Annotated in this window: 10 protein-coding genes, 1 tRNA gene and 1 pseudogene; 6 read left to right on the top strand and 6 right to left on the bottom strand. The window is 38.4% G+C overall.

Annotated elements, in window-relative coordinates; all coding sequences use genetic code 11:
- The first annotated feature begins 169 nt into the window (after positions 1–169).
- Positions 170–1,300, top strand: coding sequence for a metallophosphoesterase (locus K3248_RS01040; RefSeq protein ID WP_220716511.1), 1,131 nt, complete (start codon positions 170–172; stop codon positions 1,298–1,300).
- A 625-nt stretch (positions 1,301–1,925) separates the two neighbouring features.
- Here K3248_RS01040 and K3248_RS01035 read toward each other — a convergent pair.
- A pseudogene (locus K3248_RS01035) lies at positions 1,926–2,452 on the bottom strand (helix-turn-helix domain-containing protein).
- Positions 2,453–2,618: 166 nt separating this feature from the next.
- Between K3248_RS01035 and K3248_RS01030 the strand changes: the two are divergent.
- Positions 2,619–2,765, top strand: coding sequence for a hypothetical protein (locus K3248_RS01030; RefSeq protein WP_220716510.1), 147 nt, complete (start codon positions 2,619–2,621; stop codon positions 2,763–2,765).
- 555 nt (positions 2,766–3,320) lie between these two features.
- Here the strand turns inward: K3248_RS01030 and K3248_RS01025 are convergent.
- The 5 genes from K3248_RS01025 to K3248_RS01005 form a co-directional block, all read right to left on the bottom strand.
- A tRNA-Gln gene (locus K3248_RS01025) sits at positions 3,321–3,394 on the bottom strand.
- A 108-nt stretch (positions 3,395–3,502) separates the two neighbouring features.
- Complete coding sequence (locus K3248_RS01020) at positions 3,503–4,261, bottom strand: iron ABC transporter ATP-binding protein (RefSeq protein ID WP_220716509.1); 759 nt, start codon at positions 4,259–4,261, stop codon at positions 3,503–3,505.
- On the bottom strand, positions 4,258–5,211 hold the full coding sequence (locus tag K3248_RS01015) for an iron chelate uptake ABC transporter family permease subunit (protein ID WP_220716508.1): 954 nt from the start codon (positions 5,209–5,211) through the stop codon (positions 4,258–4,260). Before K3248_RS01015 ends, K3248_RS01020 begins: the two co-directional genes overlap by 4 nt.
- A complete protein-coding gene (locus K3248_RS01010; protein ID WP_220716507.1) occupies positions 5,204–6,160 on the bottom strand; it encodes an ABC transporter permease in 957 nt (318 codons plus the stop codon). The genes K3248_RS01015 and K3248_RS01010 overlap by 8 nt, the downstream gene beginning before the upstream one ends.
- 97 nt (positions 6,161–6,257) lie before the next feature.
- Positions 6,258–7,175, bottom strand: a complete 918-nt coding sequence (locus tag K3248_RS01005; RefSeq protein WP_220716584.1) for a siderophore ABC transporter substrate-binding protein — start codon at positions 7,173–7,175, stop codon at positions 6,258–6,260.
- A 197-nt stretch (positions 7,176–7,372) separates the two neighbouring features.
- Here K3248_RS01005 and K3248_RS01000 point away from each other — a divergent pair, with 197 nt between their 5' ends.
- From K3248_RS01000 to K3248_RS00985, 4 genes are all read left to right on the top strand, one after another.
- The gene (locus tag K3248_RS01000) at positions 7,373–13,459 is read left to right on the top strand and encodes an autotransporter outer membrane beta-barrel domain-containing protein (RefSeq protein ID WP_220716506.1); all 6,087 of its coding nucleotides are present in this window, start codon (positions 7,373–7,375) and stop codon (positions 13,457–13,459) included.
- 663 nt (positions 13,460–14,122) lie between these two features.
- On the top strand, positions 14,123–17,761 hold the full coding sequence (locus K3248_RS00995) for an autotransporter outer membrane beta-barrel domain-containing protein (RefSeq protein WP_246588194.1): 3,639 nt from the start codon (positions 14,123–14,125) through the stop codon (positions 17,759–17,761).
- 820 nt (positions 17,762–18,581) lie between these two features.
- Positions 18,582–21,299: an autotransporter outer membrane beta-barrel domain-containing protein gene (locus tag K3248_RS00990; RefSeq protein WP_220716505.1), complete on the top strand. Its 2,718-nt coding sequence runs from the start codon at positions 18,582–18,584 to the stop codon at positions 21,297–21,299.
- Positions 21,300–21,765: 466 nt separating this feature from the next.
- Positions 21,766–25,446 (top strand): autotransporter outer membrane beta-barrel domain-containing protein, encoded by a 3,681-nt coding sequence (locus tag K3248_RS00985; protein WP_220716504.1) that lies wholly within the window; start codon positions 21,766–21,768, stop codon positions 25,444–25,446.
- The last annotated feature ends 12 nt before the right edge of the window (positions 25,447–25,458 follow it).

Genomic DNA, 25,458 nt, shown 5'->3' with positions numbered 1-25,458 from the left:
AATAATATGCATTTTGGGGAGTCTTAATATGCTCTCTTTTATTGAAGCATTACAACTTTCATTTTTTCAAATATTTGACACATTATTAATGAAAAAATTGTTCTTCAAAATTTTTTTATGCTGCAAGTGAAATTTGTACTTTTTTTATGATTTTGAGGGCTATCTGTTTATGAGGTATAAAGTTAATTTTATAGCAATTACGATAATTGTTTTTGCGCTTTCTGGTTGTTTTTATCTTGATGCTGAGACAACAAAAAGGGAAGAGAGATACCAAAGTTTTTTCAGGAATGAGGCTTTGAAAGAAAAATCTCTTACGAAAAATTATACCGCGATCATTATGGCTGATCCCCAACCATGGCGCTTAAATGCAGGTGATGCTAATGGACTATCCAACAGAGAGCCTTGGTTAAAGATAAATGAGCAGGTTGCCAGTGTTCTCAAGGGGCACAAAGCTTTTTTCCATATCGTTAATGGTGATTTGACAGAGTCTGGTCAACAGAAAAACTATGACGATTATAAAAGTATCTATAAAAGCCTTAGAGGCCCTGTCTATGAGGGATTAGGAAACCATGATTATGCGAATAATGTTGGCAATTGTACCATGCCTGAAACTTTTAATTTTTATAAAGATGCTTGTGCTATAAGTGCCGTTGCAAGAATGGTTTTAGAAATCAAAAAATATCGTAGTCAATTTTCTTATTTTAATGCAGATATAACAGAAGATTTAATTTCTGCTCTAGGAAGAAATGTTCATGTTATCAAAGGAAGTTTGAGTTATTCTTGGGATTATGGGGATATCCATTTTATACAACTTCATAATTATCCTAGCTATCGCGTTCGATTGAGGGAACAATCTATGGAAGTGCAAATCAATAAGTCTTTGAATTGGCTTAAAAAAGATTTAGAAGCGGCTGATGCAAGAGGGAAGGTAACAATTATTAATTTTCATGATGCTCGTGCTGTTTCTGTTGATGGAGAATCCTTTTTTATTAATAAAAAAAATATCAAAGATTTGTCCACCTTTAAGTCGATCATTACTTCTCATCAGGTCAAAGCAATATTTGTTGGGCATACGCATTATCAATCTTATTGTCGCGCAAAAAATGATAAAGTTTTTGGCAATATTCCTGTTTATACAGCGGGAGCCCTTTTTAATGGAGATTATTACTTTATCGATGTAAAGGGAAAACGTATTCACGTTAAAGCTTATAATGGTGGAATAGGAAAACCCCTTTTGATTAAAGATCTTGGCATTATAGGAGAAGATACAGAATTTTCTGTAAGTTGTAGCAAATTATAAAAAGACTTTGTTTACTATATTTCAAGGTCAAGCAGAAAAGAGGAACATGATCTTGCAAAATGCTATCATCCCCAATATGTGACTTTTCACTGCTGATAGGAAAAACAATGAAGTTGTTGAGGGGAAAGGGGCTGTTAAATAGTAGAATCTATGCTGCAGATATATTATATACACTGTGTCGTCAGGTATATAAAAACAATTTGAAGCGCAAGAGTGTGTGCTCTACGCAAAAATAAATCCAACAGGTTATAGGTATTTTCATTATTAAATCCTGCTTAATAGCTGTCGTTTTTCCAAATTTGTCGTTTGACAGTAGGTTTTTTACTAGGTGGATTAGATAGGAATACGTGATAATTTATTGTTTTTATGTATAAAATTTAGCATTCAATGGGTGTTTTGTTAAATGAGATTTTGACACCTAAAATTGCAAAAATGGTAAAAAAGAGCAAAATCGGAATTTGTGTGTAAATGAAAAAAGTCTTTGAAAATGCTTTGAAGATTTTTAAAAAGTCTATGAAAGCCCAGAAAAACCCTTTTGAAAAGCCTTTGAAAAAAATCAATAAATTGTGAAACGCGCTCTAAAAACAACCCAAAATGATCCAAAAAGAAAAAAAGATTTCCACTTTCATTTTAGAGAGGCATGGTACCGTATTTGTGTAGTTTCTAGATGTGCTCTTTCAGCTTCTATTTGACGCTTTAAATGCAATTTGAAAAGAGACAAGGTAAGCCTCGACTTCTTCCCTATCGTTGATGTTTTGAACCAGCTCTTGCCGTTTTTGATAAAGTTCCACCGCTGGTTCTGTTCTATCTTCAGGGGGACATTTAATATTTTTATCGTGATAAGCTATGTAACCAAGTTTTTTAGCAGTCCAGCGGGAATGGTAGATATTTTAAAACCTGCTGCTTTCTCTTTTTCCATATCATTAAACATTTCGCCTTCACCTGTAGCTAGCTATTTTACAGATAGATTGAAAATATTTTTGTAAATTATCAATATTGATATAGGTGGTTTGCGTAGTTCAGTTTCATAGTATTTTCAGGGACGACAAGATGATCAGCAAATTGTTTTCGTTCCACAAAATCACGAGCCCGCCCTCCTTCACATAACCGTTTTGCAAGCTTTGTTTTAGGTTCTTTTTTAGGGTATTCCACAAAAAAATCTCATTCATATTTAGATTTTATTCACAACAATGGGATCGCCATAGTATTTTATGAGCTACGCCGCTAGAATATGACCTTGGCAGAGCGCGCAAAAGCGTATCAACAACTGTCATTCAGCGTTTAACACACCTGGACATGGTTGAATGAGAAAGCCTGAGTGTGTGATGGCAAACTTGATTGGCTTGCTTGTTGCGCATTTTTGCCGACCTTTACCCCAAAAGTCGCAGTCGTATTTTCAAAGCAGCAAAACATACCAATATGGATTTGTGTTGTTGATTTTCTATTACGCGGTAACGCTGGTTGAAATTTTGTTACATGGCTTTGCGTGTTCACACATTTTTTATGCATTTAGATACCATAAGATAAAAAGGCTTATTCATGCCTCAAGATAAATATGAAATAGACAAGAACAATTAGCATATCGTTGTCTCATCAGATAGCCAATTGGATGGTTCAGTTTTCTTTATTGGGGATTGTTATTGTTGCGGCTTATTGTAGTTTGACATTAGGTTTTATACTAAGTGGGATTAGGTGGGATGAGATAGGAATATGTGATAATTTATTGTTTTTATGTATAAAATTTAGTATTAAATGCGTATTTTATCAAAATAGATTTTGACACCTAAAATTGCAAAAAAGTGACAAAAAGAGCGAAAATCGGAATTTGAGCGTAAAAATGAGAAAAGGCTTTGAAAGGTCTTTGAAAACCCTTTGAAGATTTTTAAAAAGTCTGTGAAAGCCCAGAAAACCGCCTTTGAAGACCCTTTGAAAACCCCTTAAAAATCATGTGAAACAAAATAAATTGGTACAAAACTTGGTGTCAAAATATACAAAACCCGCTGGCAAGCTACATTGAATTTGGCTGGGGAACCTGGATTCGAACCAAGATTGACGGAGTCAGAGTCCGCTGTTCTACCATTAAACTATTCCCCAACACGCTGGTTAAATTTTCTGAAAAGAAACAGCGCTGCTACTTCTAACAGATTTTACTTGGCATGCAAGTGCAAAAAGAGTTTTATGCCCATTGCTCATAAGAGGAATCTATCGATAATAAAGGGCAATAGGGATATCATTGATTGTTTGAATTTGAATGTCTACATCATAAATATCTTTAAGAATTTTAGGCTGCATGATTTCTTTTGGGGTTCCATAATAAGCTGCTTGCCCATTTTTCAGTGCAACAATCAAATCTGAATAAGAGGAGGCAAAATTAATATCATGCATAACAATGAGAATGGTTTTTTTGAGTTCATCAGCCGTACGGCGTAATTGCTTCATCATGGAAACAGCATGTTTCATATCTAGGTTATTTAAGGGTTCATCGAGTAAGAGATAATCGGTATTTTGACAGATGACCATTGCGATAAAAGCGCGTTGGCGCTGGCCACCAGAAAGTTCATCTAAAAAGCGGTCTTTTAAATCTTGTAAACCCAAATATCGCAGTGCACTGTCAATAAACTGTTTATCTTCGTGGGTATACCAGCCTTTTGAGTAGGGGTAGCGTCCAAAACTTACTAAATCATATACGGTAAGACGAAAGGATAAAGAATTATCTTGACGCAAAATTGAAAGTTTTTGCGCCAACTTATCGTGGGATATTTGATTAATATCAAAGCCATCAATGTGAATTGTTCCTGTGTTGTGCGGCAAAAGGCGTCTGATCAGCATTAAAAGTGTTGATTTTCCTGAACCATTAGGGCCAATAAGAGAAATAATACCTCCTTTAGGGAGATGTAGGCATAAATTGTCGATAATCAATCTCGCTCCATATGCTTTGGAAAGATGATTGATTTCAATCATTTTAATTTTCCTTTCATCAGTAAAGTTAAAAAGAAGATACCACCACAAAATTCAATAATAAAATTTAAACGCCCTGCCATATGAAAAATTTGTTCTAAAATAAATTGTCCACCAACCAGACAAATAATGGCCAATAAAATTGCAATTGGTATAATGATTCCGTGTTTTGCTTGAGGGGAGAGGAAATAAGAAAAATTTGCAACTAACAATCCAAAAAAGGTCACAGGTCCTACGAGTGCTGTAGAAATGGATACGAAGATAGAAATAAAAATAAGAGTCGCTGTAGCACTTTTATGATAATCTACTCCAAGATTGAGAGCATTTTCGCGTCCAAGAGCCAAAATATCTAGCACATGGCGTGAACGCCAACCAATCAGACTCACAATTAAAACAATAATTGTAGCAAAGCTTATGAGTGATGTGTTGAATTTATTAAAATTTGCAAACATGATGTCGGTTAAGTTCATCATTTGATCTGGGTTTAATTGCAATTGCATGAACATACGTAAACTGAAAAAAAAGCCTCCTAAAATAATCCCAATCAAAAGTGTTAAATGAAGCCCTTTTAGACTCCCTGAAAAAAGCCAGCGAAAAAGACTGATAGAAAAGATAATAAGGATAAGAGCTTCAAACGTTAATTGTCCTTCTTCCTTTAAAAAAGGTAAAGAAAGAGAACCAAAAAAATACATTATGATCGTTTTTATTAAAATATAAAGCTGATCAAATCCTATAAGTGAAGGGGTAAGAAGGCGATTATTAACAACAGTTTGAAATAAAACAGTGGAAACACTTATTGCATACGCAATGAGAAGCAGAGAGGCCAGTTTTGTGAGACGGAATTTCCAAGTATAACTATTGATATTCCATGTCATGTAAAGACCGATGAAGGTACAAGCCACTATAATAAGCGTTATGAGTATACTTAATGTTGTTACTTTCTGTTTATCCAAGACGCTTTCTCCAGCGTAAAAGCAGTATTATAAAAATAAAACTTCCAACAATCCCCATCATAGTACCAATAGGAATTTCAAGAGAAGGATGAATGATTCGTCCTACAAGATCACAGATTAAGACCAGTCCCGCACCACTGATTGCTACCCAAGGGGCTGTATGGCGCATATTGTCACCCATGAAATTTGAAACAAGGTTTGGAATAATTAAGCCAACGAAAGGAATTTTTCCGACTGTACAGATGACAACAGCGGTAATTGAGGCAATAATAAAAAGACCAAAGAGCATCACAGCACGATAATTTAATCCAAGATTGTTGGTTAAATCTTCCCCCAAACCAGCAACTGTAAAGCGATCAGCGGTAAAGTAGGCAAGAATACAAAGAGGTAGAGACAGCCACAAAAGTTCGTATTTTCCCTCAAGAATCATTGCAAAGCTGCCAAATAAATAGGCTTGTAGAGAGGGAAGTAACATTTCATGATCCGCAATAGCATTGGTTAAAGAGCCAATAATATAGCTTAGCATAATTCCTATCAGTGGTACAATGAGAGCAGATTTTAGAGGAATTCGGCGTAAAAAAAACATAAAAATGAATGTGCCAGTCATGGCAAAAATGCTAGCAATAACCATTTTTTCAAAAACAGGAATATTAGGGAGAAAAATCATAACAAAAAGTATGCCCAAGGAAGCAGATTCAACCGTTCCAGCAGTGGATGGTTCGACAAAGCGGTTGCGGGCAAGCAGTTGCATAATCATGCCAGAAAGAGCAAGTGATGCGCCTACTAACAAGATTGCAATTGTACGGGGGAGGCGTGTTTGCCAGAAAATAAGCCACGCATGAGGATTGCCAGCTAAGAGATCAGAAGGCCTTACATCCGAGTAACCAACGAAGATACTGAGAAAAGACAATAGAATCAAAAGTGTTATGATTATCCAATAATTTTTCACGTTTAAATTATTTTCTAATGAAAAAGCAAAGAATGCCTTTAGACACTCTTTGCTTTTTAAAGTGTATTTTTATAGCAAGCAAGTTCTTTAAATATTCTTATTTGCTTTTTGTAAAGGCTTTGTTGATCTGCTGAGCAGTTTCGTTTATTCCTGTTAAACCACCACTTGCACGGTACCAACTCCAAGAATCGAGATAAATGATTTGGTTCTTTTGGCTAGCTGTGGTGCGATGAACAAGTTCATTGTTGAGCAATTGTTCTGCAGATTGTCCTTCTCGTCCGATTGCTGCATCTCGATCAATTACCAATAACCAATCAGGATTGGTTTCGAGAATAAATTCTGGGGAAATGAGGTGCCCATGTTTTTGCACTGTAAGTTTATCGGTTGCAGGAGTAATTCCAAATGCAGAATGAAAAATATCAAAACGTGACTTTTGACCAAAAGCACTGATTTTTCCGCCTGAGGTCATGAGTATAAGTCCAGTACCTTTTGCTTTTGTATTTTTACGAACTTCAGCTAAAGTTTCATCGAGTTTTGTAATTTCCTTTTTTGCTTCCTGTTCTTTATTAAAAACTTTTCCCAAGATAGAGATATTCCGTTTAATATCTTTAAGAGGGGTTTCATTTCCTACTGTTAGATCAATCGTTGGAGCGATTTTGGATAAATCTTTATATTTGGCTTGCGTTCTTGAGGAAATGATAATCAAATCAGGTTGAAGAGTGGCAATTTTTTCATAATCTGGTTCAAAAAGAGTGCCGATTTTTTCATATTTTGCATCATCAAATTGCTGCAAATAGGTAGGTTTTTTTCCTTCAGGAACACCGATAACTGCCGTGATACCAAGGTGTGTCATATTATCTAGCGAAGCAAGATCAAACACAACAACCTTTTGCGGTGAGGTGGGAACAGAAGTACTGCCTGAAGCGTGATTGACCGTTACATTTGCCCATGAAGATGTTGCAAAGCTTACTGCAAGAAGCAAAACAACAGTTACCTGTTTGAGGTATTTTATCATTGTCATTTTATCCTTTTATAAAAAAAACAAGGGGTTATGCACTTAAAAACTTAATTGAGGTATTTTTATGCACAAAACAATATATTAATAAATAACACTATGTTGTAAAACAGACTAATGTATGTTACAAAACGTGCACTTATCTCATTTTCACTTAATTCTAGTGCTTTTGCAAGTTAATTTAGAAAGTTTGACATATGATCAATGTATTTAAAAAACGTACACGTTTGTACGCACTGACAACGAGTGCTCTCTTCTTTTTACAAGGTGCTGATGTTTCTATAGCGAGTGGTTCTCCTCCTGCGTCTCCTAGTGTTGGTGCGAGCGGTATCTATGAATGTAAGTTCAAAGATTCCGATAGTGCACATAAACCTATTTTGTGTAAAGATGGTGCGGTGCACGAAATGCGTGGCAGTACGATTGTTGTGACGACGGAGGGTGCTAACGCTGTAGCAGCGGGAAATGTTGCAGCAGCAGAAGAAGAAGATTCTGCTGGTGGAGTCCCTGGTGGAGTAGGTGTTGGTGGAGTCCCTGGTGGAGTAGGTGTTGGTGGAGTCCCTGGTGGAGTAGGTGTTGGTGGAGTCCCTGGTGGAGTAGGCGTTGGTGGGGTTCCTGGTGGGGTAGGCGCTGGTGGATTAGGTGCTGGTGGAGCAGTTCCTGGTGTGGGAGCCGCTGGTGGAAAAGGTCCTCTTGGCGTTGATTCGACGGTTATTAAATTGTCTGATACGAAACTTCAGTATAAACCTAATGAAGATGAGGATCCTGAGTATGCAGGGCTGTACTCTGGAAGCGCTGTATTTGCCGCACAAGATGGACGGATTGAATTGAGCACTTCATCAATCAGTGATTTTGAAGTTGGTCTTTATGCTGGCTATAATGGAGTGGTCTTCATGAAAGGTGGAAGCATCCAGGTTACGTCTGTGGGCGTTGAAGCTAATGGTGATATTGATGGTGATGGTAATGATGATGATGGTGAATCACTTATTGCTTTGGATGGAACAAAGATTAATGTGATTGGCCAAAAGTGGATTGATGACGATAATGACGATGACGATGACGAGGAAGAGGAAGACGAGGAAGAGGAGGAAGAGGATGACGTTTTAGGTATTAGTGCAATTGGTTTGCATAGCGCTTATAAGTCAGCAATAACTATGAAAGCGGGGGAAGTGGTTTTACCAGCCGGTGGAATAGCCGTTATGGTAGATCATGGAGGAATGGTTCGGGTAGATGGGAGTAAGATTGAAATCCAAAAAAACGTACCTGAAAATGCGAACAGTGTGACCAAAAGTTCTGAAATATTGCCGACTGGCCTTTTAGTAGTAGATGGAGGCTTTGTTTCCTTTAAAAATGGGAAATTTAACAATTCTGATGGTGTGAATACTGTTGCTGTATGGGTCTCTGTGGATGAGAGCGATGTGATTATGGAGCAAGTGCCGGGGGATATTACATTACAACATCCCTTTAGAGATTTTCGTGCTGCTTCGAATTATGTTAAACATCTTATGCCCAAAATTTTAGTTCAATCGTCAGGGGAGAAAAAGAGAGAATTTAAGGTTAAGGCTTCTATAGAATCTTCAACTATTAATCTGACGGATGCATCATCTATTGGCGTATATTTTGATAATCAAGATAGAACGCAAAAAGCAAAAGCAACTGAACCGCAAGGAACTGGAAGAATTGATGATTCTAGTGAAAATAAGGAGCCTTTAGTTCTTCTGCAACGAACTACTCTTAAGGTTCCTGAGGGTGTAGTCCTTTTGGGTGATAATATGAAAGGTTCTGTTCTTATAGATAGAGAATCAGAAGTTTCCGGTAATTTATTCTTGAAAGCTGTATCTAAGGCTGATGTGTCAGCTTTTGTTAATGATTCTATAATTAGAGGTGCTACCTATTTTGATTCAAATGCGCATGCTAGGGTTTATTTGTTTAACGGATCGGAGTGGCACGTAACGAAAAGTCAAACGAGATTGAATGGAAATTGTATAGATTCTTGTCTTTCATCTATAAAACTTGATAATTCTACAGTTGCATTTCTTTCTCAAAACGGTAATTATCAAACGCTTCGCATAGGAAATGGAAGTGGCATAGTTTACACTGCTTCTGGAAATTCTCATATTTATTTTGGCGCATCTGTGTCAGCTTATGCAGCAACAAATGCTCAAATGTCTGATAGGCTTTTTATTCATGGTAATGTTTCTGGTAAAACTAAGGTACATGTGAATGAAAAACTATCCAATGTTCTCGAAAATGGTGAAGGTAGTTCACAAGATCAAAATGGTGCAGGTGAAGAATCTAGGGGTATGTCAATTGTTCCAGAATATAAGAGTATTTCACTTATTCAGGTTTATGGACAGGCAACAGCAGAATCTTTTACGTTGGATAATGAGTATGTTACAGTGCAAGGTTTACCTTATCCATATATCCTTCGCGCTTACAATAAAACGACTTCTTCAGATATTCCAGGTATAACGTATTTTGATAGTAGTTTGTCAACAAGTCCAGAGATTTGGGAGTACCGGTTAGAAGGTAAATTGCAAACTGTAAATAGCCCTGTGGAAGGTTCTGTTTCGCAACCAAATGCAGTAGAACCTGGTTCTGCTCCTGGTGGTGTTGTAGAGAATGGAAGTTTGGGAACGGGAGGGGCTACACCTGAAAGACCTAATACTATTTTGAAATCTGAAGCAGTTGGAAGCCCTGAAACAGCAGTTGGAGGTCCTGAAGCACGCGAAAGATCTAACGTAAGTGAGTCTTTAGGAACAATAAATACGCCCCCTCTTTCTGTTCCTCCTCAACCTGTGGGGACTGTAGATGAGACAAGCGGTTTGTCTGCAGGATTAACAGAGGGTGCTTCTTCTACTCCTTTACTTGAGAATATTGGTTCTGAAGGATCTCTTTTACCTGTTTCACCCACAGGATCTGATACAGTTGGTAATACTTTAGAAGAAATGTCTACAAGTGATATTTCTATGACACCGGGTTTTTCTTCTGTATCTCAGGGACTTGCACCTGTAGCACGCGTCCAATCCGTTGCTTCCACGTCTACTACTACGCAGCAATCTGCTGACACTACTCCTGTGCAGCAGCTTGCTAATACTCAGACTGATACTGCTACTGCGCAACAGACTGGTACTGCTACTACGCAACAGACTGGTACTGCTACTACGCAACAGCCTGATACTACTCCTGCGCAACAGACTGATACCGCTACTACGCAACAGCTTGCTAATACTACGACTCAGCCTGATACTACTACTACGCAACAGCCGGCGGTTTCTGGAGAAACTAAGGGTCCTAAGCAATCTGCTAGTTCTAGAAAGTCTTTGTCTAAATCTAGGTTTTTGTCTAGATCTGAAGGGGCTGAGGGAGTCGTTTTGCTATCTTCTGAGGGATCTAGAACTTCTGGGGAATCGAATGTATCTCCCACTGTAACTGCTGTGCCTATTGCTCATACTCAACAGGTTGCTTCTAATTGCGATGCTATCAATAATAATAATACCCAAGCAGTATCTACTTCTTATACATGTAATGATGGAAGATCATATAAAATAGAAAGTCGTACACTGAGAGTAAGTGGTGATACGCAACATTCTGTGCGTGCAATGCAGCCCAATACAACGATTAATGTGGAGGGTACAACCATCATTAGTACTGTTTCTCTTGAGCGTGAGAGGTCTGTTGATCTTAATCAGTTGCAACCTGTGAGTGCTGTGCTTGCGGAAGATGGTGCAAAGATTGTTTTGAATAAAAACTCAAATATTCAATCTTCTATGATCGGAGTTGAGGCCCAACGTGGTGGGAAGGTTCAAATGACTGGTGGGGCGATCAATGCGCGTTATGCCGGCGTTTTCGTAAATTCCGATTCCTCTGTTGAGTTGGATAATACGAGAATTAGTGTGTCAGGACCTTTCGCTGTAGCAGGATTGGCGAGCAATGGAGGTCAGGCTACTATGAAGTCTGGATCAATTAGTCTTACAGACGGAGTGGCAGTGAGATCGGAATTGGGCGGACGTATTAAATTAGATAATGTGAACATTACTGCGAGAAAGGCAGCAGCACATTCTACAGAAACATTTGGACGCGCTGCTTTTCTGTTGAGTGATCGTAGTTCTGTTGAGTTTACAAATGGGCATGTTGTGACTGATGCCAACGCTTTGTGGATTATGGATAATGATGCTATTGCTGAGACGGGTTCCTCTAGGAGAAGGAGATCTGCTGATGCACGTCCGTCTACGTCTACAAATCGCGTTAGTATAGAGTCTTCTACGGTTAACGTGGAGGGTGATGGGAAATATGGTATATATTTTGATGGAATAACAAAGAAAGGAATAAATAGACAAAGTCAAAATGAGAATTTAAGGAAAGCTGTTTTAGAGCCATCAGTGGAACAGTCCCAAAAAACAAATACCACTGAGAGAGTATATGTTGTTAAAAGAAATACTGGATCACAAGCTGTAAGCGGGGAAGTTTCGTTGAAAAGAACGAATTTCGAAGTTGCAAAAGGTATAGCAATTTATGGCAACAATTCAGCAGGTCGTGTCTCCTTAGAAAATAAGACAACTTTCTCTGGTGATATGTTATTGAAAGCTGAAAATCACTCTAATGTATTACTTTCAGTGAATAACTCCATTATTGCAGGGCGTATCCATGTTGATAAAAACTCTTATGCTCAATTGAATTTGACGAATGGATCAGAATGGCTTCTAAAGAGAAGTGTAAAGAATTGGGAGCTTTCGAATTCAGAATGCGCCGATTCATGTATTTCTTCTGTAAGTCTTATAAATAGTCTTATTGAGTTTGAACCTTCAGAATCTGGAAGGGAATATCAAACTCTGCGTATTGGAAATGGAAGTGGTCAGGTTTATGAGGCGCAGGGCGATGCTTCAATTCGTCTCAATGCGTATTTGAATCCTAACGATTCGAGTAATAATCAAGTAACCGATCGTTTGTTAATTCGTGGTAATGTTTCTGGAAAAACTACAGTTTATGTACACGGAACTTCCGGAAATGTAGGAGCAGGTAAAGACAACACCCAGAATGCGCATGCTGTTTCACTTATCCAGGTTTACGGAAACGCAGAAAAGGATTCCTTCGTACTGGCTGGTAATTATGTTGCACTGCATAACTCGCCTTACAAATATACTCTTCGTTCTTATAGTCCAGACGCGACTTCAGCACAGGAGCATGTTCGCGAAAAATTTGTGCAAGATGGTGGAGAATTTTGGAACTTCCGTTTAGAGAATCAGTATGTTAAATCAAAAGGTTTCCATGCGATTTCTGTTCCTGAAGTTGAATCTATTCCCCTTCCTGAAAATGCTGTAAGAGCTGTTGTTCCGCAAGTTCCGACTTATTTGCTCTTGCCAAATAGTTTATTCCATACAGGTTTGATAGATGCTAGCAACCAAAATAAGCAATTAGAGGCATTACGCACGACTTCAAGTGGAATGATGGAAGTTCGTGAGAAACCTGCTTTGTTTGCACGTGGTTATGGTGGGAGCTACCGTTATACTTCTGATTTGTCTAAGCTTGCATATGGTTATGGAGGTGAGGTCGATTATAATGGTGTAGAGGCTGGTGCTTTGTTGCACACAATAGAAAGTGCTGACAGTGCTCTGTCTCTAGGCGTTATGGGATCTTATGGAAAAGTATATTTGAATCCTTTAGATGTTGAAGGAAGCCAAAAGAATGCATTGGATAGATGGACTGCTACGGCGTATGGTAGCATGCAGCATGATGCAGGTTTCTATGTAGATGGTCTGTTATCCTATGGTTTGTTTAAAGGTGATGTTCATACTCTTACACGCGGCAAGACTGCAACATTAAAAGGCAATCCTTTAAGTGTTTCTTTGACGGGTGGACAAACAATCGCAATGAAATATGAAGGTATTGTCATTGATCCGCAGGCTCAGGTTATCTATCAACATCTCCGGTTTGATAGGGCTCGTGATATTGACAATTTTGACATTGAAATGGGCAAACTGGATCAATGGGTGGTGCGTCTTGGTGGGCGTTTGACAAAGACGATGACAGAAGCCAAAGGAGTAAATGCCGTTTCTTTCTATGGTAAGCTTTATCTGACCCATGGTTTTGGAAGAAAACAATCGGTGAATTTCGGTGATGCTTTCCAGTTGGGAGCTTTGGGCTCTTCCATAGAAGCTGGATTAGGCTTTAATGCTAAATTATTGCCGCAGTTTTCCCTTTATGCTGATGTTCTCTACCAACAGAAAATCAGTAAAGCTGGTTTTTCTGGAGCGAGTTTCTCTGGAGGCATACGCTATCAGTTTTAAAGATAAGGGATATATTTCTCTTATGGAAAAGGCAGCACATCGTGCTGCCTTTTGCTTTATAACAATATGTTGTTCTTAAAGAACTTTCTTTTGAGGTTATAAATGCACATTATTTTTGTTTGTGCATAAAAGTATTTTACTCTGTTTTCAGCAATTTTTTAAATTTTACCGATAATGAGATAATTTAGCCCATTACCTGTAAATGCTTTTAGTCGTGGGGAGAGTATAGCATTTATCAATAATATCTTGTTTATGCTGATCTGATTTAACCACTATAATACTTGCTATACCTTGTTTTTTAAAATTCGTTTTTTACGAATTGGGGTAATATTTTCCGCATACATATCTTTAACCGATTTTTCAAAAACACGATAACAAGTTGTAATTTTAATTAATTGCACGCATTAGTTTTATTTTTGCTTTACACAAAATACAGAATGCATTATACACGTATAAATTGTATAGAGTGATTATTCTCTTATGAGTGGTTTTTATTGTCTATAGAGCTTCCACCCAATTTGTTTTGATCATTCATTACACAGATCAAATGAGCACATGAGATGCGTCCTTTGGTTCACCTTTTCGTATTTTGGGTGCTCAGAGAGATGTTTTTACGCGTGTTTTTATTTTCAATGAGAGGGGAAGGAAAGTTTCGAGGGAACGATGATTAAAGTGTTTAAAAATCATGTATATGTATGTACTTTCACAACAGCTATTCTTTCTTTTCTCCATAATGGAGTGGGAGTTTGTTCAGCTATAGGGGAAAGCGGTAAAGCTTATACTATAACAAAAACTCAGGTTATGGGGCCTGGTGTCTATACCTATCAGGGCAATGGGGATGGTGTTGCTGACAGTGGGAATTATGTCGTTAGTCTTTATAATGATGGGGGGGGGAGTAGCCCATATTATGATTATGATATCAGCATTACTCCTAAAAATGAATATAGCCTCTTTACTGGTGTGGATACTGGCTACGGTGTACATGGTTCTTGGGGACAAGGAAGTGGAAGGCCCAGAGTCTTTGCTCCTTCTCTTAGTGGGAGTAACGCGGGTAGGCCGCCTCTTCAGGGGAGGAGTGGGCAGAACTGTGATGTAAATGATGTACATACGGGTCCTCTTTGTGGGAGTAACCTAGGGAAACCTCTTCAGGGGAGGAGTGGGCAGAGCTGTGATGTAAATGATGTACATACGAATCCTCTTTGTGGAAGTAACCTAGGGAAACCTCTTCAGGGGGAGAGTGGGCAGAGCTGTGATGTAAATGATGTACATACGAGTCCTCTTTGTGGAAGTAACCTAGGGAAAACTCTTCAGGGGGAGAGTGGGGAGAGTCTTCAAAAAAGGAATGAAGAAACCTCTGATAAAGATAATATGCATGCCGATTCTTCTCGCAGAGAAGGTGGAATTGGTGATGTTTCCCTTCCTCCTATTGGAGGGACTAACCGTCTTGGTATCAGTGGAGGGTTTAACTATTATAACTTGAGTGGGGAAAGTGGAGAGAGTTCTGGTGAGGTAAATACATCTGTCCAACATGAAAAAGCTGATGGAAAAGGTTTGGAGCCTCTATTCTATTTCTACAATGGGTTGTATTATGTATGCGATAATTGTGGAGAAGGTAGAATTGACAATCAATCTTATAAGATTACGCGTGATAATGCCTCTCATTATCCTTCTGATCCTACAGCGATAACGGTAAAAAAGATAGGGACAAGAGTACAGGGGAAGAATGTTATTGTTGGTAGTGAGGTTCCTGATAAAAATTTTCTTCGTGCTGTGTCTGTATCAGAAGACGGGAAGGTTGTTTTAATCGAACCAAAGCTTGAGAATGTAAATACCGCTCTTTTTGCTAATAATGGGATAGTGGAAATAAAAAAGGGGATGATTAAGGAAAGTAATAAGGCTGTTGAAGCAATAGGGCATTCACTGGTCATTTTAGAGGGAACGGAAATTAACACACGTAATGGGCCATATAGTTTTTTGAGCCATAGTGGGGCAAATATCTGGATGGAAGGGGGAATGTTGGACTTTAAGGATAGTAATGGGGTTTCTGCAGTGTTGGGAGGAAAGGTCGTTTTTGACGGGGTTACAATTAATGGTGAGGGAACAAAAGACAAAGGTCATGCTGTTTTTGTAGTGGATGAGGGTGCTTCTGTTGATTTTCAGGGCAATATTAAAACGAAGAATACACATGGAGTATTCTTAAAAAGCTCCGTTATTCCTTCAGATCTTTCGGCATCTTCTTCTGAAGATGGGGATGAAGATGAGGCAGATAATTTTTATGTAACTGAGATTAATTTAAAGTCTTCTTCTGTTAAAGTGAATGGTGAGGGATACCACGGGATATATTTTAAGAGAGAAAACCAATTAGAAGAATCTGAAAATAAAAAAGAAAATTTATTAGAAAAAGAAAAAACTCCAGCAAGATTAGATGTTGTTACTTTGAGCAAAACAAATTTTTCTGCTTTAGGTGGTGCAGCCATTTATGGTCAAAATAAGGTTTCTGGTGCGGTGAGTTTGTCGCAGAGCACTCTTTCAGGGCATTCATTGTTAAAAGCTGAGCATGGTGCATCTGTGATTCTTTTGGTTGATGCTTCTACTCTTAGAGGAGGGAGTTCTGTTGATGAGCATTCTAATGCTGAGCTTTATTTAGGCAGTGGTTCTACATGGATTTTACAACAGAATTTGCAGGGAAATCAGCCTAAATCTAATATTTCTTTGGTAAGCCTTATGGATGAGAGTTCTATTAATTTTAAAAGGCTAAAATCATCTTCGACCTATGATTATCAAACTCTTACTATTGGAACAGGCAAGGGCGAGGTTTATAGAGCGCGAGGCGGGGCGCATATCTTTATAAACTCTTATTTAAATGGCGGGGGAGCGCTTGGTCATCAAATGACGGATCGTGTTTTGATTGATGGTGATGTTTCTGGAACAACGCTAGTTCATGTGCGCGCTGTTGAAGGAAGCCCAGGAGGATCTACAGGAAATGGTGGAAATACTCAAGGTATTTCAGTTATTCAGGTTTCTGGAAATGCAGAGGAGAATTCTTTTCAATTAGCAGGTGGTTATGTTACATTGGGAGAGTTACCTTATCAGTATCAGCTTTCAGCTTATGGTCCGCAATCTCATTTAGGGGCAGCAGATCAGGGACAAAGATTAGTGAAGGGAAGCGGAGACTTTTGGGATTTTCGTCTTGAAAGTAAATATATGGATTCTCAACCTAGTCCTACGCCAACACCTCCTCCTGGTCCTACGCCAACGCCTCCTCCTGGTCCTACGCCAACACCTCCTCCTGGTCCTACGCCAACACCTCCTCCTAGTCCTAAGCCTGGTGTAAAAGCTGTTGCTCCGCAAGTTTCAACTTATCTCCTTTTGCCAAATGCTTTGTTTCAAGTTGGTTTAATGGATATAAGGAATCAAAATCAGCGGTTAGAAGCTCTACGCACTTTTTCTGGAGAGGAAATGGAAAAGGGGCAGATGCCTTATCTTTTCTTGCGTGGTTATGGTGGTAGTCACCGTTATACTTCAGATCTTTCCATGTTGGAATATGGTTATGGGGGTGAGCTTGATTATCATGCCGTAGAGGCAGGTGTTTTGTTGTCTGCTATAGAAAGCGCATATAGTACTGCGTCTTTTGGGGTTATGGGATCTTATACGCAATTTTCTTTGCAGCCTTTGGATGTTGCACAGAGTCAAAAGAGTCCATTTCATAAATGGTCAGTGATGGCATATGGTGGATTGAAGCATGACACAGGCTTTTATGTCGATGGTCTTTTATCTTATGGTTTATTTGAAGGTGATGTTCGCACGCTTGCAAGAGATAAAACGGCAACATTAAAGGGCCATCCTCTTAATGCTTCATTGACTGCTGGTAAAATGTTTATGACAGGGGAGGAAGGCTTGACTGTGGATCCCCAAATTCAGGTTGTATATCAGCACCTTCAGTTTAAGAAAGCCCGTGATATTGACAATTTTGATATTGAAATGGGAAAACTTGATCAATGGGTGGTACGCGCTGGAGGGCGTGTAACAAAAACACTTGATGTGTCTGATGATGAGCCACATGTTGTTTCCTTCTATGGTAAACTTTATCTTTCTCATGGTTTGGGAGGAAAGAAATCTGTGCATTTTAAAGATGCTTTTAAGCTTGGTTCTTTTGGTTCTTCATTAGAAACGGGAATAGGGTTTAATGCCCAACTGTCTCAAAACTTCACACTTTATGGTGATCTAGCTTATCAGCATAAGTTGACAAAGTCGGGCTTTTCAGGAACGAGTTTTTCTGGTGGGCTGAGTTATCACTTTTAAGGATAAGCTATAGTACATTCTTTTATATAGAAGGCAGCGCAAGATGCTGCCTTCTTCTTTGTAATGATTTGTATTGTTTTCAAGAGATTTTCGCTGTTTTTAATACAAGGTAGAATAATTATAGTTTTGTTTTTTATGTATGAGAGCTTTGATTCATTTTTGTCTGAATGATTATCTCATTTTATAGCGGTTGTCTATATTCGTAGATTTATTGTTTTGTCATTTTGAATATCTTTTTATTTTATCTCTCTTTTGATGCGATAAGATCATTTACTGGTATGTTATAAGAGAGATTGGTATGTGCTAAACACTATTTGGAAAGGAATAAGAATAGTTTTTATAATAATTTCAAAAAGCGATTTATTTATATTTTGATTATATAAAGAACGTGAATGGTGCCGTTTTTCTTTTTTAAAATAGAAGACAGAATTTGGTTTTTCCTTTACCTCTCTCTTTTTTCAGCGAGCGAGGCTGTATTTACATTTTAAAAACCAGTAAGACAGATATAAGCTTATCATTGTTCGCATTTATTATACAAAAGCTTATGTTCGTTTTAGAGCATTGATACATGTCACGTTTGTCTCAAAGAGACAATAACATATGTTTTAAATATTGCTTTTTATACCTACTTTTAGCCATCTTTTTAAAAAGAGACGAATTGAAATTGTTGTTTTTTCATAATTTTTTATTCTGCATTTACATAAAATACAAAATAAACTAATAAATATAAAGAATTCTAACAAAACGTATTAAATATTCCTTTAATACAGTGTAGCAAGATATCACTCTTTTAAACAAGTGGGGGGAATATGGTGGAATTATGGTCAAAATATTTCAAAATCATTTCTCTTTATGTACTTTTACGACAGCCATCCTTTTTTTTGTAAACAATGTTAGCGCTGGGGTTCAAACGGATACTACAAGTGCTAGCGTACAATCAAATACTTCTGTTGCGGTTGCCGTGCAAAAGGGTGAAAATGAATTTTCATGTAGGATAGAAGATCCGTTTCTTTGGTGTAATAGGGGGCTTAAGGGCTCTATTTCTCATAAGACTTATCAGAAAATGAAGGACACAAATAAAGAGTCTGCTATAAGAGCATCTGGAGAAAATACAGCGATTAAGGGAAAGAATATCACCATTAAAGATGCGATAAATGCTGATATTGTGGGAGAAAGGTTTTGGCAGTATGCTATAATAGCAGATCATTTAGGAGAAGTTTATATAGAAGGAGGAGAAATTGATCTGACAAAGGGGACAGGAATTCTTACAAGAGAAAAAGGACAAATTTCTTTAAAGAGCGTGAATATTACCCAAAAGGGGGGACTGAGAGCTCAGAGCAGTAAACATAGTGAAAATTCAGCTTTTCAGATGTCTCAAAATGGTGGCTATATTCGTTTTGAGACAGGTAAGGTTAATGTGACGAGGGCTCATGGTGTTTCATTTCAAGGAAACGTTGGTTATATTGATATGAAAGATTCCATGGTTGTTGTGGAGGGGAATAGACATTATGCTTTGCGTTTTTTTGATGGGCAAGCTTCTGAAGCGGATCGGCTAAATACTGGTCTTTATGAAAAAGAGAGACTTTATCGTTTTTTTGGGGAAGGTGTGTTATTTGGAAGTTTGCCAAAGACCAATTTGCTTAAGCGAGGCAATGTTCATTTATATGCTAGCACATTAAAAGCACCAGAAAGTGTCGCTATTTATAGCGAAAAATCCGGTGGTCTTATTAAACTTTTAGGAAAATCTGAAATTTCTGGGGATCTATTATTAAAAGCTGAAAAAGATTCTTTTTTAAAGATTTCAGCTGATGCTTCGACCCTTAAGGGAGGAGTGCGTCTTGATGAAGGGTCTTTTGCTGAGCTTCGGTTAACAAATGGTTCAGAATGGATTTTATCACAACCAAGATATGGGGGGGTACGCGATTCTGTTTCTGTAGGTGTCTCGTCGGTTTCATTAATACATCTGATGGGGAGTTCTATTTCTTTTGAAAAACCAAGGGCGAATATAGCGAGTGATTATCAAACACTGCGCATTGGCAATGGAGAAGGTGAGGTTTATAAGGCGCAAGGTCATGCGCGTCTTTATCTTAATACTTACCTTAATAAGGGTGGAGTTCTTCAAAAACAAAAAACTGATCGGCTTTTAATTCATGGGAATGTCTCGGGAAAGACAATGGTGCGTGTGCGAGCTGTTGCTGGAAGTTTAGGAGAAGGAACAGGACAATATGGAAATAATAAAGGTATTTCCATTATTCAGGTCTCTGGAACAGCTGAGAAAGATTCTTTTAAGTTGGAAGGTGATTATGTCGCATTGGATGGTTCACCTTATCAGTACAGGCTGCGCGCTTATGGACCACAATCTGATTTAGGGAGGGCCGATTTCACGCAAAGACTCGTTGAAGGTGAAGGAGATTTTTGGGACTTCCGTCTTGAGAATGGGCATATCGATCCTCATAGCGAATCTAGTCTATCTTCTGGTTCTCGGCCTTCTGGGTCTCGACTTGTGTCAGATTTTTATTCCCAATTTGGTTCCGTTACGGGTCTTGATCGGGAATATCATTCTGGAGTGATGGAAAAGGCTGTTGTTCCGCAAGTTTCGACTTATCTGCTGTTGCCAAATAGTATATTCCATAGTGGATTGATGGATCTTAGCAATCAAAATAAGCAATTGGAGATATTGCGTACAACTTCTTCTGGAATGTTAGAAACACATAAAAGTTCTGCTTTATTTTCACGTGCCTATGGGGGAAGTTACCATTATACTTCAGATCTGTCTGTATTGGAATATGGATATGGCGGTGATCTTGGTTATCATGCTATCGAGACAGGTGTTTTGTTACATACAATTGAGAATACTGACAATGCTATATCCTTGGGCCTTATGGGATCTTATGGCAAGCTTTCTCTGGAACCCTTGGATGTCGAACAAAGTCAAGAAAGTACATTTGATAAATGGACTGTGACAGCCTATGGTAGTATGCAGCATGATGCTGGCTTTTATATTGATGGTCTTTTATCTTATGGTTTATTCCAAGGTGATGTTTTTACACCTTTACGGGGTAAAACTGCAACATTGAAGAGCAAACCTTTTAGTGCTTCTTTGATGGGGGGAAAAACATTTCTAACAGGACATAAAGGTCTTGTTTTTGATCCACAACTTCAAGTTGTTTATCAACATCTTCAGTTTGATAAGGTCCGTGATATTGATAATTTTGATGTTGATATGGGAAGACTGGATCAATGGACAATGCGTGTTGGTGGATTTTTGAGAAAAACGCTTGCTTTAGAAAAGGATTATGATGTTTCTTTTTATAGTAAGATTCATCTTTCGCATAGTTTAGAAGAAAAAAAATCTGTCCATTTCAAAGATGCTTTTAAATTGGGTGCTTTGGGGTCTTCTCTAGAAGCTGGGCTAGGTTTTAAGGCAAAATTGTCGCAAAAGTTTACATTCTATGGTGATTTGGTTTATCAGCATAAGCTAAGCAAGGCTGGTTTTTCAGGGACCAGTTTTTCTGGTGGATTACGCTATCATTTCTAATTTGTTTTTTAATAATTCTTTTAAAAGCCACAAGGTACACCTTGTGGCTTTTCTTGTTTTTTACAGTAAGAGCAGTCTCTTACATATCTTAAAGATCTCATTTTATGGGCGTATTTTCTCATTTTAGCAATGAGATGAGAAAACTATACGCCATGCTTTTTTATTTTCATATTATGAATTTTCACTTTTATGGCAATTTTGACCATAGATAAATTGATACGATGTTTTGAAAAAGCGACATTTTTAAAATGCCGCTTTGCTTATGTTTTTCAAGGATATTTTGATACGCTTTTTGTGAGAATTCTGGATTTTGATTATGACATTTTTCATATTTTAAAATTTTGACTTTACATAAAATACAAAATGGATTAATAAAATACAAAATGTATTATATGCCCCGTATATAATAAAGCAGGGCGTGTGTTTTTGTTTTTATGGGAAGGGGAAGAAAGTTTGCAGAAAAATTATGATCAAAATCTCTCAATATCCTTTTTCTTTATATCGTTTTACAACCGTTCTATTTTTTTTGGTACATCACGTTGATGCACATGAATCTTCTTCTGGAAAAGAATTCTATTCATGTAGTGAAAGCGCATCATTTTATCGCTGTAATGATGGTCAACAGCATGAAATTTCTAATAAAATCTACAATGTCAGGGATAAAAGCAGTGGTGCAGCGATAGAGGCATCGGGAAAAGATACACTTATCGAAGGTCAGAAGATCATCGTTAACGGTATTGCTAACATAAATGCTCATTCAGAAGAAAGCTCTTGGACAACGGCTATCAAAGCTTCAAAAAAGGGAGGCGTTTCTCTTAGCGATTCTATGCTCAATAATATATCGATTGGAGCAGAGGTTGATGAGGGGGGAGCATTTGAGATGCGAGAGGGAGTGATTAAAGCGACAGGAATGGGGGTGAGTGCCGTTGGTGAGAGTTCATTCGTTTTTTTAAGCGATACAACCATTACAACGCAATCTGGTGCAATAAGTCTTTTAAGCCATGGCAAAGCAAAAATACAAATGGAAAAGGGAAAAATTGATTTTTCTGATGGGATTGGGATTCAAGTAGCAGGAGAGGGAGAAATTAATTTAAAAAATGTTGCAATTATGGGGAGGGGACAATATGGCAAAAGAAGAGAACAAGCGGTAGGCAATTATAATCAACGTGCGGCTTTTTCTGTTCTTCAAGGTGCTGGCACTCTTGCACTTGAGAAAGGGAGAGTTAATGTTGTTAATAGCCATGGAATTTTTTTAGAGGGAAATGATAGTAAAGCGGTTCAGATTGAAAGTTCCTCTTTTCTTGTAAGAAATAGAGGGTTTCATGGGATGAACTTTTTTTGGGAAGGTGTTTTTCAAGGAATGGGAAAAATCATTTTATCTGGAAAAGGGGAAGTCCAGTTGAAAAATACGGATTTTAAAGTTCCCGAAAGCGCTGCTCTTTACAGCCGTAAATTTGAGAGTTTGATTCAATTGACAGAAGGTTCAAGCGTCTTTGGAGATTTATTGCTAAAAGCTGAAGAGGATGCTTTTGTGAATATTACTGCTGATGCCTCTACGCTTAAAGGGGGCGCCTTTATGGATCAGAGTGCTACGGCCAGAATTGTATTAAAGAACGATTCAAAATGGATTTTATTGCGACCCAAATATGAAAAATTACAAAGTTTTGCTTCCACGGCTTCTCTTTCAAGTGATTATTCTTCTGTTTCTTCACTTCATCTTGAAAAGAGCTCTCTTGTTTTTGAAAGGTTAAAATCCATAGATACAGATAACACTATGTATCAAACTCTCCTCGTTGGAAAAGGAAAGGGTAGCGTTTATCAGGCAAAAGATGGTGCACAGCTTTATCTTAATAGTTATTTAGATAAGGGGGGAACGCTTCAAGAGCAAAAGACGGATAGGCTTTTAATCAATGGTGATGTTTTGGGAGAAACCATGGTACATGTGTATAGTGCTCCAGGAAGTCCTGGGGCACTGACCGGAGAGGGTGGAAATAACCAAGGGATTTCTATTATTCAGGCTTATGGAACAGCAAAGGAGGATTCTTTTAAGCTGAGTGGTGGGTATGTTACACCGTATGGCTCACCTTATCAGTATCATCTTGTTGCTTATGGTCCAAGTTCTTCTTCAGGTCCTGCAGATCCTGCTCAAAAAGTTCTTAAAGATGCACAAACATTTTGGGACTTTCGCCTTGAAAGTAAATTTGTTGCTTCTCCTTCTTCTTCTGATGTGTTTCCTAATATAACTGAGATTGCAGGGCATCCTATGGATTCTGATTTTGAAACAAAAACGGAAGTTTCTGGAGGAGAGACCTTTTTACCTCCTGTTACAACATCAGACTTTTCTTCTCCACCTTTTGGTGCTTTACCTGCCGCAGATGAGCCTATTCCGGTAGGCTTTTTTCCTTCTATCTCCCCCCTTGTTCCTCCTACCTCTCGCTCTCCGGATCCCACTTCTTCTTCCTCCTCTGTTCCCGCTTCTTCAACGCCTCACGCTTCTGATCCGATAACGCCTTCTGTACCCGTTCTGATTCTTCCTACCTCTCGCGCTCCTGAGCCCACTTCTTCTTCCCCTTCTGTTCCTGTCTCTTCAACGCCTCATTCTTCTGATCCGACAGTACATTCTTCCGTACCCGTCCTTGTTTCCTTTTCTTCTCGCGCTCCTGACCCCACTTCTTCTTCCCCTTCTGTTCCTGTCTCTTCAACGCCTCATTCTTCTGATCCGACAGTACATTCTTCCGTACCCGTCCTTGTTTCCTTTTCTTCTCGCGCTCCTGACCCCACTTCTTCTTCCCCTTCTGTTCCTGTCTCTTCAACGCCTCATTCTTCTGATCCGACAGTACATTCTTCCGTACCCGTCCTTGTTTCCTTTTCTTCTCGCGCTCCTGACCCCACTTCTTCTTCCCCCTCTGTTCCTATCTCTTCAACGCCTCATTCTTCTGATCCGACAGTACATTCTTCCGTACCCGCTCTTGTTTCTTCTTCCTCTCGTTTTCCTGACCCCACTTCTTCTTCCCCCTCTGTTCCCGTTTCTTCAACGCCTCATGCTTCTGATCCGGTCACGTCTTCTTCTCTACCCGTTCTTGTTGCCTCCGTTCCTCACTCTTCTATTGAAACACGCGTTTCTCTTTTTGCACCAATGATACCAGTTTCTGCATCTGTTCCTCATTTGAAAAAAAGTGTAAGAGCCGTTGTGCCGCAAGTTTCGACTTATCTTCTTTTGCCAAATACTTTATCGCATGCTGGATTTCTCGATATCAGCAATCAAAATAAACAGTTAGAAATGCAGCGCGTTTTTTCTCAACAGTTGTTTAAAATGGATAAAAATCCTGCTCTCTTTTTGCACGGTTATAGCAGTAATCATCGTTATAGTTCTAATTTGTCTACACTTGAATATGGCTATGGAGGGGATGTGGATTATAATGCTATAGAGGCGGGTATTTTGCTCAGTCTCATCGAGAATATATACACTACGACATCTTTTGGGCTTATGGGAACTTATGGTAAACTTTCTTTACAGCCTCAAAATGTTGAACAAAGCCAAGAAAGTACATTTAAGAAATGGACAGTAACGGCATATAGCAGTATGCAGCATAATACAGGACTTTATATGGATGGTCTCTTATCTTATGGTCTGTTTCAGGGGAATGTTTTTACCCTTAAACGAGGAAAGACGGCAGCATTAAGAGGAAACCCTCTGAGCATTTCCTTAACTGCTGGTAAAGAATTTATGCTTGGATGTCGCGGTTTTATATTTGATCCGCAAGTTCAATTTGTTTACCAACATCTTCAGTTTCATGAAACACGCGATGTTGATAATTTTACGATTGATATGAAAAAACCAGATTATTGGATGATGCGTATCGGTGGGCGTTTAACTAAAGCGCTTATGGCTCTTGAAAAGTCACAAGGGGTTTCCTTCTATAGTAAATTTCACGTTATTCGTGATTTTAGCGATAAACACCATGTGTATTTGGGGGATAATTTTCTCTTAGGGGCTTTTGGTTCTTCTTTTGAAACTGGCTTTGGTTTTTCTGCACGGCTGTCTCCAAAGATTGCATTTCATAGCGATTTGACATATCAGTATAAATTAACCAAAGCGGGTTTTTCTGGAACACATTTTTCTGGTGGATTACGCTATCATTTTTAATTTTATATTTTT

This window comes from Bartonella raoultii, from assembly GCF_019659805.1.
In the GTDB taxonomy this organism is placed as follows: domain Bacteria; phylum Pseudomonadota; class Alphaproteobacteria; order Rhizobiales; family Rhizobiaceae; genus Bartonella; species Bartonella raoultii.
The sequence above is the reverse complement of the archived record's forward strand: the minus strand, read 5'-3'. Positions and strand labels throughout refer to the sequence as shown.